Origin of the sequence: Massilia frigida, from assembly GCF_011682175.1 — a bacterium.
Taxonomy (GTDB): domain Bacteria; phylum Pseudomonadota; class Gammaproteobacteria; order Burkholderiales; family Burkholderiaceae_D; genus Telluria_A; species Telluria_A frigida.
This window is the reverse complement of sequence record NZ_WHJG01000017.1, coordinates 51,916-68,157: the sequence shown is the minus strand read 5'-3', so window position 1 is coordinate 68,157 and position 16,242 is coordinate 51,916. Positions and strand designations below refer to the sequence as shown.

Annotated in this window: 14 protein-coding genes; all 14 read left to right on the top strand. The window is 64.6% G+C overall.

What is annotated here, in order from left to right:
- Positions 1-305: 305 nt before the first annotated feature.
- From mraZ to ftsA, 14 genes are read left to right on the top strand one after another with little or no spacing between them, the layout of a single operon-like run.
- Complete coding sequence (mraZ, locus tag F2P44_RS17525; protein WP_054266448.1) at positions 306-734, top strand: division/cell wall cluster transcriptional repressor MraZ; 429 nt, start codon at positions 306-308, stop codon at positions 732-734.
- 12 nt (positions 735-746) lie between these two features.
- The gene (gene rsmH / locus F2P44_RS17520) at positions 747-1,709 is read left to right on the top strand and encodes a 16S rRNA (cytosine(1402)-N(4))-methyltransferase RsmH (protein ID WP_167088401.1); all 963 of its coding nucleotides are present in this window, start codon (positions 747-749) and stop codon (positions 1,707-1,709) included.
- Positions 1,706-1,978 (top strand): cell division protein FtsL, encoded by a 273-nt coding sequence (gene ftsL / locus F2P44_RS17515; protein WP_167088340.1) that lies wholly within the window; start codon positions 1,706-1,708, stop codon positions 1,976-1,978. The genes rsmH and ftsL overlap by 4 nt, the downstream gene beginning before the upstream one ends.
- Complete coding sequence (locus tag F2P44_RS17510; RefSeq protein ID WP_167088339.1) at positions 1,975-3,759, top strand: peptidoglycan D,D-transpeptidase FtsI family protein; 1,785 nt, start codon at positions 1,975-1,977, stop codon at positions 3,757-3,759. Before ftsL ends, F2P44_RS17510 begins: the two co-directional genes overlap by 4 nt.
- Positions 3,760-3,782: 23 nt before the next feature.
- Positions 3,783-5,324, top strand: coding sequence for a UDP-N-acetylmuramoyl-L-alanyl-D-glutamate--2,6-diaminopimelate ligase (locus F2P44_RS17505; RefSeq protein WP_167088338.1), 1,542 nt, complete (start codon positions 3,783-3,785; stop codon positions 5,322-5,324).
- Complete coding sequence (locus F2P44_RS17500; protein WP_167088337.1) at positions 5,324-6,709, top strand: UDP-N-acetylmuramoyl-tripeptide--D-alanyl-D-alanine ligase; 1,386 nt, start codon at positions 5,324-5,326, stop codon at positions 6,707-6,709. Before F2P44_RS17505 ends, F2P44_RS17500 begins: the two co-directional genes overlap by 1 nt.
- 1 nt (position 6,710) lies before the next feature.
- Positions 6,711-7,880: a phospho-N-acetylmuramoyl-pentapeptide-transferase gene (gene mraY / locus F2P44_RS17495; protein WP_167088336.1), complete on the top strand. Its 1,170-nt coding sequence runs from the start codon at positions 6,711-6,713 to the stop codon at positions 7,878-7,880.
- Positions 7,880-9,403 (top strand): UDP-N-acetylmuramoyl-L-alanine--D-glutamate ligase, encoded by a 1,524-nt coding sequence (gene murD / locus F2P44_RS17490; protein ID WP_167088335.1) that lies wholly within the window; start codon positions 7,880-7,882, stop codon positions 9,401-9,403. The genes mraY and murD overlap by 1 nt, the downstream gene beginning before the upstream one ends.
- Positions 9,403-10,614, top strand: a complete 1,212-nt coding sequence (ftsW, locus tag F2P44_RS17485) for a putative lipid II flippase FtsW (protein ID WP_167088334.1) — start codon at positions 9,403-9,405, stop codon at positions 10,612-10,614. Before murD ends, ftsW begins: the two co-directional genes overlap by 1 nt.
- Positions 10,611-11,708 carry an undecaprenyldiphospho-muramoylpentapeptide beta-N-acetylglucosaminyltransferase gene (gene murG / locus F2P44_RS17480; RefSeq protein WP_167088333.1) on the top strand — a complete coding sequence of 366 codons (1,098 nt, stop codon included), beginning with the start codon at positions 10,611-10,613 and terminating at the stop codon, positions 11,706-11,708. Before ftsW ends, murG begins: the two co-directional genes overlap by 4 nt.
- Entirely contained in the window at positions 11,705-13,096 is a 1,392-nt protein-coding gene (gene murC, locus F2P44_RS17475) for a UDP-N-acetylmuramate--L-alanine ligase (RefSeq protein WP_167088332.1), read from the top strand. The genes murG and murC overlap by 4 nt, the downstream gene beginning before the upstream one ends.
- A 2-nt stretch (positions 13,097-13,098) precedes the next feature.
- On the top strand, positions 13,099-14,067 hold the full coding sequence (locus tag F2P44_RS17470) for a D-alanine--D-alanine ligase (RefSeq protein WP_167088331.1): 969 nt from the start codon (positions 13,099-13,101) through the stop codon (positions 14,065-14,067).
- A 7-nt stretch (positions 14,068-14,074) separates the two neighbouring features.
- Complete coding sequence (locus tag F2P44_RS17465; protein ID WP_167088330.1) at positions 14,075-14,914, top strand: cell division protein FtsQ/DivIB; 840 nt, start codon at positions 14,075-14,077, stop codon at positions 14,912-14,914.
- Positions 14,915-14,924: 10 nt separating this feature from the next.
- Positions 14,925-16,157, top strand: coding sequence for a cell division protein FtsA (gene ftsA / locus F2P44_RS17460; protein WP_054266460.1), 1,233 nt, complete (start codon positions 14,925-14,927; stop codon positions 16,155-16,157).
- Positions 16,158-16,242 lie beyond the last annotated feature (85 nt).

Genomic DNA, 16,242 nt, shown 5'->3' with positions numbered 1-16,242 from the left:
GTAATTATTTTAAGCTTTGTTGTGTCTCGCAAACCCATGTGTACAGATGAGGTTGAACATTCACTGTCTTCTCTAAGTCTCTAATTTTTCGACATATTTTACTTTGAAGATCCTTCAAGGTAATGCGCTAAGTCCTTGACTTCATTAACAAAATTCCCTTTTAGCACGATCGAAAGCGCTTGACCGTCCAGATGGCTTCATCTAAAGTGGGCAACTGTGTGAAAAAGTGTAGTTTTGTGGGAGAAAAATGATGCTCCTTGCGCCAAAACACCGAATTCATAATAACTTTTCCAAGTAGGTAACTCGTGTTTCAAGGCGCGTCCGCAATCAATCTCGATGCGAAAGGCAGGATGTCCATTCCCGCCAAGCATCGCGACGCACTCGCAGTCCAGTGCGAAGGCCGCCTCACGCTTACCCGCCACCCGCACGGGTGCCTGCTGTTTTTTCCGCGTCCGGTGTGGGAATCGCACCGCGAGCAAATTGCCGCCTGGCCGATGTCGGCCCGCGCGTGGCAGCGTATCTTCCTCGGCAACGCCTGCGATGTCGAGCTCGATTCCGCCGGCCGCATCCTCATTTCCCCCGAGCTGCGCAGCGCCGTCGGCCTGACCCGCGAGGTCATGCTGCTGGGCATGGGCAGCCATTTCGAGATCTGGGATGCCGCCAAACTGGCCGAGGACGAGCAAGCCGCTGTCGCCGGTGGCATGCCCGATGTGTTATCTAATTTTTCTTTCTAAGGCGCGCCGATGATGAATGTGGTGGCGGTGCCGGAATTTCAGCACCGGACGGTGTTGCTGGACGAAGCGGTCGATGCGCTCGATCTGACGGGTGCGCGTGCCGATGGCACATATATAGACGGGACCTTCGGTCGCGGTGGACACAGTCGCCTGATCCTGTCGCGCCTGGGTCCGAACGGGCGCTTGTTCGCCTTCGACAAGGATTTGCAGGCGATCGCCACGGCGGGCCAGATCGACGACCCGCGTTTCGAGATCGTGCACGACAGTTTCGCCACCATGCAGCAGGCGCTACAGGCGCGCGGCGTGGCGCGGGTCGATGGCATCCTGCTCGACCTGGGCATTTCCTCGCCCCAGGTGGACGACGCCGCGCGCGGTTTCAGCTTCCGCAACGACGGTCCGCTCGACATGCGCATGGACACCACGCGCGGCGTTTCCGCCGCCGAGTGGCTGGCCAGCGAGACTGAACAACAATTGGAAAGGGTGATTCGCGATTATGGGGAAGAACGGTTTGCTTTTCAGATTGCAAAGGCGATTGTTGCTCGCCGGGCAGTCGAACCAATTTCAAGCACACGACAGCTTGCCGGCATCGTGGCAAACGCGGTCAAAACCCGGGAGAAGGGCAAGGATCCGGCCACCCGGACCTTTCAGGCTATCCGGATTTTCATCAATAAAGAGCTTGAAGACCTTGAAACAGGCTTGAGCGCGGCCTACGCCATGCTCGCGCCCGGCGCGCGCATGGCCGTGATCAGCTTCCACTCACTGGAAGACCGCATGGTCAAGCAGTTCCTGGCCAGCAAGGTCAAGGTCGAGCAGCCCGACCGCCGCCTGCCGATCCGCGCGGTCGACCTGCCGCAGCCGCTGATGAAGCTGGTGAGCAAGATGAAACCGTCCGACCTGGAGGTCGACGGCAATCCGCGCTCCCGCTCGGCCGTGATGCGGGTGGCCGAACGCCTGCCTGCCCGGAGTGCGCCGTGAACGGCAAGATCAACATCGTGCTCGCCGCGCTGCTGGTCGGCTGCGCGCTGTCGCTGGTGAATGCCCAGTTCCAGGCGCGCAACCTGTTCATCGAACTGGGCAAGCTCGAACAGCAGGCGCGCCAGCTCGACATCGACTGGTCGCAATTGCAGCTGGACCAGTCGACCCTGGGTACCAATGCGCGCATCGAACAGATCGCGCGCGACAAGCTCGACATGACGCCGCTGACCCCGGCGCGTACGCAGTACCTGACGGAAGGGGAGCAATGAAACGCGGTGGCAATGGTGTGGCGGGCGCGCGTGTCGCGGCCTCGAAAGGCGTATCGTTCTCGAAAAGCCCGGTCCTGGCGGTGAGCCTGCCGACCTGGCGTTCGCGCGTCGTGCTGTTCGTGCTGTTCGCCTCCTTTGTTGCGCTGGCCGGGCGCGCCATGTGGCTGCAAACCGTCACCGAAGACGTTCTCATTGGCTATGGCAAGCAGCGCTACGAGCGCACCATCGAACTGCCCGCCACGCGCGGGCGCATCCTCGACCGCAACGGCCAGGTGCTGGCGTCGTCGGTACCGGTCAAGGCGGTATGGGCCATCCCTGAAGACGTGCTGGCCTCGGCGCCGGACAAACTGCGCGCCCTGGCCGCGCTGCTCAAGATGAGCGACGCCGAGCTGCGCAAGAAACTCGATTCCGACCGCACCTTCGTCTACCTCAAGCGCCAGGTGGAAATGCCGGTGATCGAGCAGATCGCCAAACTGGGCATCAAGGGCCTGGACACGCGCAAGGAATACAAACGCTTCTATCCGCAGGGCGAAACCATGACCCACCTGGTCGGTTTCACCAACGTCGAAGACGCCGGCCAGGAAAGCATGGAACTGGCCCAGCAAAAGACCCTGGTCGGCACCACCGGCAGCCGCCGCGTGATCAAGGACCGCCTCGGCCAGATCGTCGAAGACGTGGGCCTGTCGAAGGAGCCGCACGATGGCCGCGACCTGACCCTGTCGGTCGACAGCAAGCTGCAGTACATCGCCTTTACGCAGGTGAAGGAAGCCGTGGCCAAGTTCAAGGCCAAGGCCGGCGCCGCCGTGGTGCTGGACGTGAAAACCGGCGAAGTGCTGGCGCTGGCCAACTGGCCGACGTACGACCCGAACGACCGCAAGGGCCTGACCGGCGCGCAGCTGCGCAACCGCGTCATCACCGACACCTTCGAGCCGGGCTCGACCCTCAAGCCATTTACCGTGGCTCTGGCGCTCGACACCGGGCGCGTCACGCCCAATACCCGCATCGATACCGGCGCCGGGCGCCTGGTGATCAACGGCGCGCCGATTTCCGATACCAAGCCGCACGGCGTGATCTCGGTCGCCGAAATCATCGAAATGTCGTCCAATATCGGCACTTCCAAGATTGCGCTCTCCATGCCGGCGCGCGAAATGTGGGAGATGTTTACCGAGGTCGGTTTCGGCCAGCAGCCCAAGTTCGGTTTTCCCGGCGCTGTGGCGGGGCGCGTGCGTCCCTACAAATCGTGGCGTCCGGTGGAACAGGCCACCATGAGCTACGGGAACGGCATCTCGGTCTCGCTGCTGCAGCTGGCGCGCGGCTACATGATGTTCGCGCGCGATGGCGACACCATTCCGCTGTCGTTCCAGAAGGTCACGGAGCCGCCGGTCGGGCGCCAGATCATCAAGCCGAAGACCGCGCGCGAGATGCGCGAAATGCTCGAACGCGTGATCTCGGGCGAACACGGCACCGCCAAGCAGGCGCGGGTCGCGGGCTACCGCGTGGGCGGCAAGACCGGCACCGCGTACAAGGTCGAAAACGGCAAGTACGCCATGCCGCGCAAGTACATCGGCAGTTTCGTGGGCATGGTGCCGATGTCGAACCCGCGCTTCATCATCGCCGTCATGATCGACGAACCGACCGCGATCGGCCACTTCGGCGGCATCGTGGCGGCGCCGACCTTCGCCGCGCTGGCCGCCAACGCGCTGCGCGCACTCAATATTCCGCCCGATTCGGACGTGACTGAAATCGTCGCGCCAAACGATGGCTCCGGGGAGGTCATGTAATGCGTCATGTAATGCGTCATGTAATGCCGTCTTTGAATCCACAGGAAATCTGCGCCTGGATCGCCCAGGCGGCGCCCGGCGCGAAGCTGGTGTCCGACTCGCGCCGCGTCAAGCCGGGCGATGTGTTCTTCGCCTATCCGGGCGACGCCGCCGACGGCCGTGCCTACATTGCCCAGGCCATCGCCCAGGGCGCCGCCGCCGTGGTGTACGACGCGCGCGATTTCGCCTGGCTTGATGCCTGGAGCGTGCCGCACCTGGCCGTGGCCGACCTGAAATTACACGCCGGCCCGATCGCGCACGCCTGCCACCGGATGCCCGATAGCGCCATGTTCACCGTCGGCGTGACCGGCACCAACGGCAAGACCTCGTGCGCGGTCTGGCTCGGCCAGGCCTTTGCGCGCCTGGGCGAGACGGCCGCCGTCATCGGCACCCTGGGCGTGGGCCTGTTCAACGGCCGCGGCGACGTCGAGTACGACGTCACCGGCTACACCACCCCGGACGCCGTGCTGCTGGCCGAAAAACTCGCCGCCGTGCGCGATGCGGGCGCCACTGCGTTGGCGATTGAGGTAAGCTCCATCGGGCTCGGGCAAGGCCGTACCCTGGGCATGCATTTTGACGTTGCGCTGTTCACCAACCTGACGCGCGACCACCTCGATTATCACGGCACCATGGAATGCTACGAAGCGGCGAAGGCCAAGCTGTTCGCGTGGCCAGGATTGAAAACAGCAGTGCTTAACCTCGACGACCCGGCCGGACAACGCCTGGTCAACCAATTGATTTCCAAGACCGGCGGCGTACCATCCGTGACCGGCTACACCCTGCGCGACGCGGCCTCCCAGCCCGACATCGCCGGCGTGACCATGCTGCGCGCCTCGCAGTTCCGCAGCCGTCATGCGGGCACCGAATTCCATCTCGATTCGCCGCTCGGCAGCGCCCAGGTCAAGACGCGCCTGGTTGGCCACTTCAATATCAGCAACGCGCTGGCGGTACTGGGCGCACTGCTGGCCAAGGGTGTCGCCCTGCGCAGCGCGCTCGACGCGGTCGAAGCGCTGACCCCGGCCCCGGGCCGCATGCAGCAGATCGGCGGCCAGGACGCACCGATGGTGGTGATCGATTACGCCCACACGCCGGACGCGCTGGAGCAAACCCTGGGCGCCCTGCGCCAGGTCGCGCACGAACGCGGCGGCCAGCTGTGGTGCGTGTTCGGCTGCGGCGGCGACCGCGATCCGGGCAAACGCCCGCAGATGGGCGCCATCGCGCAGATCGCCGAACACGTGCTGGTCACCAGCGACAATCCGCGCAGCGAAGAGCCGGCCGCCATCATCGCCCAGATCGTCGCGGGCATGGATGCGGCCCATCCGACCTCGCGCTTCCAGGCGATCGAAGACCGCGCCGCCGCGATCCTGTCGGCCATCAAGCATGCGGCCAAGCCGGACGTGATCCTGCTGGCCGGTAAAGGCCACGAGCCATACCAGGAAATCAAGGGCCGCAAGATGCCGTTTTCCGATGCCGACCACGCCGCGCTGGCGCTGGCCGCGCGCGTGACCATGATGAGGACTAACTGATGCACGGCACGCTCGCACAACTGGTCGCGGCTATTTCCCACGCGCGCATGACCGCCGACGCTTCCTTTGACAGCGTCTCGACCGACAGCCGCAGCGCCGGCGCCGGCGCGCTGTTCGTCGCCCTGCGCGGCGAGACCTTCGACGCCCACGATTTCCTGGCGCAGGTGGCCGCCAGCGGCGCCGCCGCGGTGGTGGTGGAAAGCCTGCCGCACGGCTGGACCCTGCCGGCCATCGTGGTGCCCGACACGCTGGTGGCCCTGGGCCGTATCGCCCATCACTGGCGTGCGCAGTTCGGCCTTCCCGTGATCGGCGTCACCGGCAGCAACGGCAAGACCACGGTCAAGGAAATGATCGCCGCGATCCTGGCGGCCGGCCTGTCCGATGACACGCGCCTGGCCACGCGCGGCAACCTGAATAACGAAATCGGCGTGCCGCTCACGCTGATGCGCCTGACCGGGGCGCACAAGGCGGCTGTGATCGAACTCGGGATGAACCACCCGGGCGAAATCGCGCGCCTGGCCGCCATTGCCGCGCCGACCATTGGCCTGGTCAACAACGCCCAGCGCGAGCACCAGGAATTCATGCACACCGTCGAAGCGGTCGCGCGCGAAAACGGCGCCGTGCTGGCCAGCCTGGCGCAAGACGGCGTGGCCGTGTTCCCGGGCGACGACGAGTACACGCCGCTGTGGCAGGGCATTGCCGCCGGCCGCCGCACCATCACTTTTGGCCTCGACGCCGCATCGAACGTGAGCTGCGCGCACCGCGCCGCCGACTTCGGCAGCGAACTCGATGTCACCATTCGCATCGACGGCGCGCCGCTGCGCATGTTCGTCGTCAGGCTGGCCGCGGCCGGCCTGCACAATGTACGCAACGCGCTCGCCGCGATCGCCTGTACCGTGGCCGCCGGCGTGGCCCCGGATATCGTGGCGCGCGGCCTGGCCGCCTTCGAGCCGGTCAGCGGGCGCCTGCAGCGCAAGCAGGCCGCAGGCGGCGCCACTGTCATCGACGACACCTACAACGCCAATCCGGATTCGGTGCGCGCCGCCATCGACGTGCTGGCGCAGGCGCACCCGCCGCGCATCCTGGTACTGGGCGACATGGGCGAAGTAGGCACGCAAGGGCGCGAGTTTCACGAAGAAATCGGCGCCTACGCGTCCGCGCGCGGCATCGACACGGTGCTCGTCACCGGCGAACTGACGCGCCACATGGCCGCGTCGGGCGCACAGCATTACCCGCAGTTCGACGAATTATTGGCAGCACTCGATACGCAATTGGGCAGCAAATCTGACGCGACTGTACTGGTGAAGGGCTCGCGTTTCATGAAAATGGAACGGGTCGTCCAGCATCTGGTCGGATCACACAACACAAGTAAGGAAGCCCACTAACATGCTGCTCTGGCTCGCACAAATGTTCCAGGACGAACTCGGTCCTCTGCGAATCTTCAACTTCATCACTTTCCGCGCGGTGTTCGCCACCATCACGGCGGTGCTGATCGGCCTCGTGGCCGGTCCCGCCGTGATCCGCAAACTCACCTCGCTCAAGGTCGGCCAGGCCGTGCGCCAGGACGGTCCGCAGACGCACCTGAAAAAACACGGCACCCCGACCATGGGCGGAGTGCTGATCCTGATCGCCATCGGGGTCTCGACCCTGCTGTGGTGCGACCTGTCGAACCGCCTGGTGTGGCCGGTGCTGGTCGTGACCCTCGGTTTCGGCGCCATCGGCTGGGCCGACGACTACCGCAAGGTGGTGTACCAGGACCCGGAAGGCATGCGCTCGGGCGAAAAATACTTCTGGATGTCCCTGATCGGCATCGCCGCTTCGCTGTACCTGGCGTTTTCGGTGTCGGCGCCGACTCCGGGCAAGGTCTGGGAGCTGTTCTATGCGTGGGTGCAGTCGGGCTTTTCGCTCGACCTGCCGCCCAAGGCCGACCTGATCGTGCCGTTCGTGAAAACCATCAGCTATCCGCTCGGCGTGTGGGGTTTCATCGCGCTGACCTACTGCGTCATCGTCGGCACCAGCAACGCGGTCAACTTCACCGACGGTCTCGATGGCCTGGCGATCATGCCGACCGTGATGGTCGGCTCGGCCCTGGGCCTGTTCGCCTACCTGACCGGCAGCGCCACCTACTCGAAATACCTGTTCATCCCGCACATTCCGGGTGCCGGCGAACTGCTGATCTTCTGCGGCGCGATGGCCGGTGCGGGCCTGGCCTTCCTCTGGTATAACGCGCATCCGGCCCAGATGTTCATGGGCGACGTCGGCGCGCTGGCGCTGGGCGGCGCGCTCGGGACGATTGCCGTCATCGTGCGCCAGGAGATCGTCCTGTTCATCATGGGTGGCGTGTTCGTGGCCGAAACGGTCTCGGTGATCATCCAGGTCAGCTGGTTCAAGTACACCAAGAAGCGCTACGGCACCGGACGCCGGGTATTCCTGATGGCGCCCTTGCACCACCATTTCGAACAAAAAGGCTGGAAAGAGACCCAGGTCGTCGTGCGTTTCTGGATTATCACGATGATGCTGGTGCTGGTTGGCCTGTCTACCCTGAAGCTGCGCTGATGAACCACCTCGAACAATACGCCGGCAAGCACGCCCTGGTCCTCGGGCTGGGCGAATCCGGCCTGGCGATGGCGCAGTGGCTGGCGCGCTGCGGCGCACGCGTGCGCGTGGCCGATACGCGCGAAGCGCCGCAACGCCTGCAAGCGCTGCGCGATGCCCTGCCGGGCGCCGAATTCATCGGCGGCGAGTTGAGTGAGTCGCTGCTCGACACCATCGACTTCGTCGCCGTCAGCCCGGGCCTGGCGCCTGCGCGCGAACTGGCCGCCATCGTGCCGGCCGCCCAGACGCGCGCCATTCCGGTCTGGGGCGAAATCGAACTGTTCGCCCAGGGCCTGGCCGCGCTCAGGGAAGAACGCGCCTATGCGCCGAAAGTCATCGCCATTACCGGCACCAACGGCAAGACCACCGTCACCAGCCTGACCGGTTTGCTGTGCCAGCGCGCCGGCCTGTCGACCCGCGTGGCCGGCAATATCAGCCCGGCGGCGCTCGACGTGCTGCGCGAAGTGCTGGACCAGGAAGCGGGCGGCGGCGAGGCCCTGCCGCAAGCCTGGATCCTGGAGCTGTCCAGCTTCCAGCTGCATTCGACCTTCAGCCTGCGCGCCGATGCCGCCACGGTATTGAACATCACCCAGGACCACCTGGACTGGCACGGCGACATGGATGCCTACGGCTTTGATAAGGCCCGCATCTTCGGGCTATCGACGGTACGCGTGCTCAATCGCGACGACCCGCTCGTCGCGCGCATGGCCGCACCGGGCGCCGAGGTGCGCACCTTCGGAACGGGCGAGCCGAAAGAAGCCGACAGCTTCGGCCTGCATAACGAACGCGGCGTGCTGTGGCTGACCGTGGCCGTGGCCGGCGAAGAGAGCGAAAAGAAGCGCAAGAAAAACGAACCGCTTGAGGTGGTGCCGTGCACGATCAGCCGCCTGATGCCGGCCGACGCGCTGCGCATCCGCGGCCTGCACAACGCCACCAACGCGCTGGCCGCGCTGGCACTGTGCCGCGCCATCGGCCTGCCGTTCGCGCCGCTGCTGCACGGCCTGCGCGACTATCAGGGCGAACCGCACCGGGTCGAACTGGTGGCCGCCATCGATGCCATCGATTACTACGACGACAGCAAGGGCACCAACGTGGGCGCCACCGTGGCTGCGCTCACTGGCCTGGGCAAGGCCTTCGGCGGCGAAACGCAGAAAATCGTGCTCATCGCCGGCGGCGACGGCAAGGGCCAGGAGTTCGAACCGCTGGCCGAACCGTGCTCGCGCTACGTGCGCGCGGTGCTGCTGATCGGGCGCGCCGCGCCGCTGCTGCGCGCCGCCATCGAACCGTCCGGCGTCGAGTTGATCGATTGCGCGACCCTGCCTGAAGCGGTGCGGCGCGCGTCCGCGCTGGCGCAGGCCGGCGATTGCGTGCTGCTCTCGCCGGCCTGCGCCAGCTTCGACATGTTCACCGGCTATGGCCACCGTGCCCAGGTGTTCGTCGACGCCGTGCGCGAACTGGCGCTGGAAAAAGGACAGGATCTCTGATGGCCTTCCAGTTTCCATTCTCATTCGCCGGGCCGGCTTCGGACGCGTTGTCCGGGGACCGCACACGCCCGTCGAAAATGATGGAATACGACCAGCTGCTGGTCTGGGTCACCGTGCTGCTGATGCTGTTCGGGATGGTGATGGTGTACTCGGCCTCGATCGCGCTGCCCGATTCGCCCAAGTACGCCAACTACAAAACGACCTACTTCCTGCAACGCCAGGCGATTTTCATCATGGTCTCGATGCTGGCCGGGTACTTCGTATTCCGCATCCGGATCGCACTCTGGCAGCGCTACGCGTCCGTCATGTTCGTCGGCAGCCTGGCGCTGCTGGTGCTGGTGCTGGTGCCGCACGTGGGTTTCTCGGTCAACGGCGCGCAGCGCTGGCTGGACCTCAAACTGTTCAAGCTGCAGCCGTCCGAAGTGATGAAGATCGCGGCCGTGCTGTACGCCGCCGATTACACGGTGCGCAAGCAGGAATACATGCACAAGCTGACCAAGGGCTTCCTGCCGATGGCCGGCGCGATCGGCATGGTGGGCCTGCTGCTGCTGCTCGAACCCGACCTGGGCGCGTTCGGCGTGATCGTTTGCATCGCCATGGGCATCCTGTTCCTGGGCGGGATCAACGCGGTCTGGTTCGGCGGGATCGGCGCGCTGCTGGTGACCATTTTCGGCGCCATCATCTTCTTTTCTCCATTCCGGCGCGCGCGCATTTTCGCCTACCTGGACCCGTGGAAGGAAGGCAATGCGCTCGACAAGGCCTACCAGCTGACCCACTCGCTGATCGCCTTCGGGCGCGGCGAATGGTTTGGCGTGGGCCTGGGCGCCAGCGTCGAGAAACTGCACTACCTGCCCGAAGCGCATACCGATTTCCTGATGGCCGTCATCGGCGAGGAACTTGGCCTGGCCGGCGTGCTGGTCGTGATCGCCATGTTCTACTGGCTGGTCAAGCGCGCCTTCGATATCGGGCGCCAGGCCATCGCCATCGACCAGATCTTCGCCGGCCTGGCCGCCAAAGGCATCGGCATCTGGATCGGCGCGCAGACCTTCATCAATATGGGCGTGAACCTGGGCATCCTGCCGACCAAGGGATTGACCCTGCCGTTGATGAGCTATGGCGGCTCGGGCGTGTTGATTAACTGCGTCGGACTGGCGATTTTGCTGCGTATCGATTATGAAAACCGTGTGTTGATGAGGGGGGGGCGGCCATGAAGCGTTTGATGATCATGGCGGCCGGCACCGGCGGGCATATTTTCCCGGGGATCGCGATCGCCCAGACCATGCGCCAGCGCGGCTGGGACGTGAGCTGGCTCGGAACCTCGCACGGCATGGAGCAGGATCTCGTGCCCAAGAGCGGCATCGCGATCGACAGCATCGATTTTTCGGGCATGCGCGGCAAGGGCCTGAAGCACAGCGTGACGGGTGCGTTCAAGATGGTGGCCAGTTTCGCGGCTTGCCGGCGCTTCATCAGGCAGCGCAAGCCGGACGTGGTGCTCGGCATGGGCGGCTACGTGTGCGTCCCGGGCGGCATGATGGCGCGTTTTGCCGGCGTGCCGCTGGCGCTGGTCAATGCCGACGCGGCGCTGCTGTTGTCCAACAAGACGCTCGCGCCGCTGGCCAGCAAAGTGATGTTCGGCTTTCCCGCCGATTTCGGCAGCGCCGCCGCCAAGGCCATCGTCACCGGCAACCCGGTACGCAAGGAAATCCTGGCCATGACGCCGCCGCCGCAGCGCTTCGCGGGCCGCAGCGGCGCGCTGCGCATCCTAGTGGTCGGCGGCAGCCTGGGCGCCAGGGTATTGAACGACAGCGTGCCGGCCGCGCTGGCGCTGCTGCCCGAAGAACAGCGTCCGCACGTGACACACCAGTCGGGCAAGAAGAATATCGATGCGCTGCGCGAGGCGTATGCCAAGGCCGGCGTGACGGCCGACGTGGTCGACTTCATCGACGACATGGCCGGCGCCTACGCTGCCGCCGACGTGGTGATCTGCCGCGCCGGCGCGATCACGGTGTCGGAACTGACGGCGGCGGGGGTGGCCAGCGTGCTGGTGCCGTTCATGGCCAGCACCACCAGCCACCAGCGCGACAATGCGCAGTGGATGGAAAAACAAAAGGCGGCAATCCATTTGCCGCAAACGGAATTGAGCGCGCAGCGCGTGGCGCAGCTGCTGCAAGGCCTTAGCCGCGACGCCTGCCGCACCATGGCGACCGCCGCGCTGGCGGCCGGCAAGCGCAACGCCAATGAAGCAATCGCGGATGTACTCGAACAACTGGCAGGATCGACAGACAGAATTGAAACAAGAACATGAAACATAAAATCAAGAACATTCACTTCGTCGGCATCGGCGGCAGCGGCATGAGCGGCATCGCCGAAGTGCTGCTCAACCTCGGCTACAGCGTGTCCGGCTCGGACCTGGGCAGCAACGCGGCCAGCCAGCGCCTGGCCAGCCTGGGCGCGCAGGTCATGCTCGGCCACGCCGCCGACAATATCCTCGGCGCCGACGCCGTGGTCACCTCGACCGCCGTCAAAGACGACAATCCGGAAGTGGTGGCGGCGCGCGCAGCGCAGATTCCCATTGTGCCGCGCGCGATTATGCTCGGTGAATTGATGCGCTTGAAGCGCGGTATCGCCATCGCCGGTACCCACGGCAAGACCACCACCACCAGCCTGGTGGCCTCGGTGCTGGCCCAGGGCGGGCTCGATCCGACCTTTGTCATCGGCGGACGCCTGAACAGCGCCGGCGCCAACGCCAAGCTGGGAACCGGCGAATACATCGTGGCCGAAGCCGATGAATCGGACGCCTCGTTCCTGAACCTGACGCCGATGATCGAAGTGATCACCAATATCGACGCCGATCACATGGAAACCTACGAGCACGATTTTGAAAAGCTCAAGCAGGCTTTCGTGCACTTCACGCACCGCCTGCCGTTCTATGGCCGCGTGATGCTGTGCATCGACGACCAGCATGTGCGCGACATCATTCCGTTCGTGACCAAGCCGATCACGACCTACGGCTTTTCCGAAGCGGCCCAGGTGCGCGCGGTCAATGCCAGCGCCATCGGCCTGCAGATGCATTTCACGGTGGTCCAGGAAGGCTATCCGGATACACAGTTCATCCTCAACCAGCCCGGCATGCATAATGTGCAGAATGCCTGTTCGGCGATTGCCATCGCGCGCGAAATCGGCATCGACGACAGTGCGACCCAGCAGGGCCTGGCGGAGTTCCACGGCGTGGGCCGGCGCTTCACGCGCTACGGCGACATCAGTATTCCCGGCGGCGGCAGCTTCGCGCTGGTGGACGATTTCGGCCACCACCCGGTCGAGACGGAAGTGACGCTGGCCGCCGCGCGGGGCGCCTACCCGGGCCGCCGCATCGTGCTGGCCTTCCAGCCGCACCGCTATTCGCGCACGCGCGACCTGTTCGAGGACTTCGTCAAGGTGCTCGGCACGCCCGACGTGCTGCTGCTGTCCGAAGTGTATGCCGCCGGTGAAGCGCACGTGGTGGCCGCCGATGGCCGCGCGCTGGCGCATGCGCTGCGCGTGGGCGGCAAGATCGAGCCGATTTTTGTCGAGGCGATCGCCGACATGCCGGCCGCCATCATGAACGTGGTGCGCGACGGCGACGTCGTCATCACCATGGGTGCCGGCTCGATCAGCGGCGTTCCGAATAAACTGATTACCCCTGTGGAGGCTTGAGCATGAGTGTATTTAATTCCGGCGACGCGGCCGCACTGGGCAAAGTGGGCGTGCTGTTCGGCGGCCGTTCGGCCGAACGCGACGTGTCGATCATGTCGGGCACCGGCGTGCTCAAGGCGCTCCAGAGCAAGGGCATCGACGCCCATCCGTTCGACACGGGCCAGCGCAGCATCGCCGAACTGGCGGCCGAGGAATTCGACCGCGTGTTCATCGCGCTGCACGGCCGCTACGGCGAAGACGGCACCCTGCAGGGCGCGCTCGAACAGCTCGGCATTCCTTACACCGGCAGCGGCGTGATGGCGTGCGCGATTGCCATGGACAAGATCTACACCAAGATGATCTGGCTGATGCGCGGCCTGCCGACGCCGCGCTACGCCGCGCTGGCCGCCGATACCGACCTGGCGCAGGTGGTTGAGCAGCTTGGCCTGCCGCTGATCGTCAAGCCGCCCCACGAAGGCTCGAGCGTGGGCATCACCAAGGTGCGCGCCGCCGCCGATTTCAAGGCGGCCTACGATGTGGCGGCCGGTTTCGACGAAGTGGTGCTGGCCGAGGAATTCGTCACCGGGCGCGAACTGACGGTGGCGGTGCTGGGACGCGGCGCGAGCGCGCGCGCGCTGCCGATCGTCGAAATCGTGGCCCCGGATGGCAATTACGATTACCAGAACAAGTATTTTACGGACGACACCAAGTATATTTGCCCGGCTGCGCTGGACCAAGCGACCAGCGCGGAAGTGGCGCGTCTTGCGGTGGAAGCCTACCGCGCCGTCGATTGCGAAGGCTGGGGCAGGGTCGATGTGCTGCTGCGCGCCAGCGACAACAAGCCGTTCCTGATCGAGGTCAATACCTCGCCGGGCATGACCAGCCATTCGCTGGTGCCGATGGCGGCGCGCGCGCTGGGTATCAGCTATGAAGACCTGTGTGTCGAGATTGTGCGTTCGGCACGCTTGAAAATGGCCCAGGGCCAGGGTTAATACAGTAATGTGGCATGACGTAAGAGCTTTGAACGCAAGCGCGAGCGGCCTGATGGCCGCGGTGGTGATCGCCTGCCTCGCGTCGGCCGTGTGGTGGTTGTCGCAGCTGCCGATGTTCACCCTGCGCACGGTGCGGGTCGACAGCGTGTATGGAATGGAACTGAAGCACGTGAACAAGCTCACCTTGCGCGCCGGCGTGGTAGGCCGCATCAAGGGTAATTTTTTCACGACCAACCTGGAACAGGTGCGCACCGCCTTCGAAGCGGTACCCTGGGTCAGGCGGGCCAAGGTGCGGCGCGAATGGCCGGACCAGCTGATCGTGGAAGTCGAGGAGCACGAAGCGCTCGGCACCTGGGGCGAGGATGGGCGCCTGTTGTCGGTCAAGGGCGATGTATTTACCGCCAACCTGGCCGAGGCGGACGAGGATCATCCGCTGCCGGCGCTGGACGGGCCGGAAGGCAGCGAGAAGGAAGTGCTGGCGCGGTTTCTGGAGTTGCGCGCGCTGTTTTCGCCGGTCGCGCTGGTGCCGGAAAAGCTGGACCTGTCGAGCCGTTACGCATGGACCGTGAAACTTGATAACGGCATGAGCGTGGCGCTGGGACGGGAGCAGGACAAGACGACGCTGAAGAAGCGGGTGCAGCGGCTGGTGGGGATTTATCCGCAACTGGCCAGCCGCCTGCAGGATGGCATCGACACGATCGACATGCGGTATCAGAACGGCCTGGCGCTTTCCGCCGCCGCGCTGGTGCTGCCGAGCGATCCGCACAAGCCTGTCAATGCGGCAGTAAAAAAAGCAGTAAAACCGAACAGCAGATCAACCAGCAGCAAGACAAAGCAAAGACAGTAGGCGACAGCACATGACAAAAGACGCGAAAAACCTGATCGTCGGCCTCGATATCGGTACCTCGAAAGTGGTGGCCGTGGTGGCCGAGGTGATGTCCGACGGGCGCCACGAGGTGATCGGACTGGGTCAGCACGAGTCGCGCGGACTGAAAAAAGGGGTGGTCGTCAATATCGAGGCGACCGTCGAATCGATCCAGCGCGCGCTCGAGGAAGCAGAGCTGATGGCCGACTGCAAAATCCGCAATGTGTACGCGGGCATCGCCGGCAGCCATATCCGCTCGTTCAATTCGAGCGGCATGGTCGCGATCAAGGACAAGGAAGTGACGGCCACCGACGTGGCGCGCGTGATCGAAACGGCCAAGGCGGTCAATATCCCGACCGACCAGCAGTTGCTGCACACGGTGCCGCAGGAATTCATCGTCGACAGCCAGGAAGACGTGCGCGAACCGATCGGCATGAGCGGCATCCGCCTGGAAGTGCGGGTGCATATTGTCACCGGTGCGGTATCGGCGGTACAAAACATTGTAAAGTGCGTGCGCCGCTGCGGCCTTGAAGTGTCGGACCTGATCTTGCAGCCGATGGCTTCGGCCGACGCGGTGCTCACGCTCGATGAGAAAGAACTGGGCGTGGTGCTGATCGACATTGGCGGCGGCACCACCGACATTGCGGTGTTCTCCGACGGCGCGATCCGGCATACGGCGGTCATTCCGATTGCCGGCGACCAGATCACCAACGACATCGCCATGGCGCTGCGCACGCCCACTTCCGAAGCCGAAGAGATCAAGATCCGCTATGGCGTCGCCAAGCAGGTGCTGGCCGACCCGCACGAGTCGCTCGAAGTGCCGGGACTGGGTGACCGCGGTCCGCGCAACCTGTCGCGCCAGGCGCTGGCGGCGGTGATCGAGCCGCGCGTCGAGGAATTGTTCGCGATGGTGCACCAGGTGGTGCGCGAGTCGGGCTATGAGGGCGTGCTCTCGTCGGGCATCGTGCTCACCGGCGGTACCGCGATCATGCCGGGCATGGTCGAAATGGCGGAAGATATTTTCCTCAAGCCGGCGCGCCTTGGCACGCCGGATTACCGCGGCCAGCTGGCCGACGTGGTGCGCAGTCCGCGCTACGCGACGGTGCTCGGGCTGCTGCTCGAAGCGAAGAAGCAGTATCTGCGCGGGCATATCGTGACGCGCCAGGATGGCTCGGTGAAAGCGGTCTGGCAGCGCATGAAGGAATGGTTTTTAGGGAATTTTTAAGTCGGCACAGTTTGGAATGATACGCACACGGGTTCTTGTTATTTAACGGTTAACGCAGTTTTCAACCTCCAGGTTTCATACGACT